This window comes from Leucobacter chromiiresistens (assembly GCF_001477055.1).
Lineage (GTDB): Bacteria > Actinomycetota > Actinomycetes > Actinomycetales > Microbacteriaceae > Leucobacter > Leucobacter chromiiresistens_A.
On the sequence record NZ_LDRK01000150.1, the window covers coordinates 1 to 1,091 of the forward strand.

Annotated in this window: 1 protein-coding gene; it reads left to right on the forward strand. The window is 69.1% G+C overall.

Features of this window, described 5'->3' with window-relative positions; translation table 11 throughout:
* Positions 1 to 1,091 (forward strand): aldehyde dehydrogenase family protein (locus tag NS354_RS12740; protein ID WP_058594813.1); only part of this gene is annotated, 1,091 nt, incomplete at both ends.

A 1,091-nucleotide genomic window follows, 5' to 3' on the forward strand; every position in this document is an offset into this window, starting at 1 on the left:
TCCCCCTCGGCCCCGTCATCAACTTCTCCGCATCCAACTTCCCCTTCGCGTTCTCCGTCATGGGCGGCGACTCCGCAGCGATCCTCGCAGCCGGCTGCCCCCTCATCGTCAAAGCCCACTCCAGCCACCCCGACCTCTCCGACGCCACCGCCGAGATCGCCGCACACGCACTCACCCGAACCGGCATGCCCGAAGGCACCTTCCAACTCATCCACGGCCGCGAAGCCGGAGTGCAAATCCTGAAAGACCCCCGCATCAAAGCCGGCTCCTTCACCGGCTCCATCCGCGTCGGCCGCCTCCTCGCCGACATCGCTGCGAACCGCCCCGCCCCCATCCCGTTCTACGGCGAACTCGGCAGCGTCAACCCCGTCTTCATCACCGCAGACGCCATCACCGAACGCGCCGACGAGATCGCCACCGGCTACCTCGCCAGCGTCACCGGCTCCGCCGGCCAGCTCTGCACCAAACCCGGCTTCGCGTTCATCCCCGCAGACAGCGCACTCCCCCACGCCATCACCCGCAACGCGACCGACGTCCCCAAGCACCGCCTCCTCGACCCCCGCATCGCGAAGTCCTACGACGAACGCCGCACCGCCGTACTGAGCACCACCGGAGCGCACCCCCTCATCACCGGCGGCATCCGCTTCGACGACGACGGACAGGGCTGGGCCACCCCCACCATCATCACCATCAGCCTCGACGACTTCCGAACCGGACGCGACACCCTCCTCGAAGAATCCTTCGGCCCGCTCTCCATCCTCGTCGAGGTCCCCGACGGCACCGACCTCGCAGCCCTCATGCCCGAGTTCTACGAGGGCAACCTCTCCGGCACCCTCCACCTCAGCGAAGCCGAAGCCACCGGCACCACCGACAACGCCCCCGAACTGCGCGCCCTCATCGCCGCACTCGCGAACCAAGTCGGCCGCGTCCTGTTCAACGGCTGGTCCACCGGCGTCGCCGTCACCCCCGCCCAGCAGCACGGCGGCCCCTGGCCCGCGACCACCAACGACTCCTCCACCTCCGTCGGCACCGCAGCCATCACCCGCTTCCAACGCCCCGTCGCCTACCAGAACGCCCCCCAAGCCCTCCTC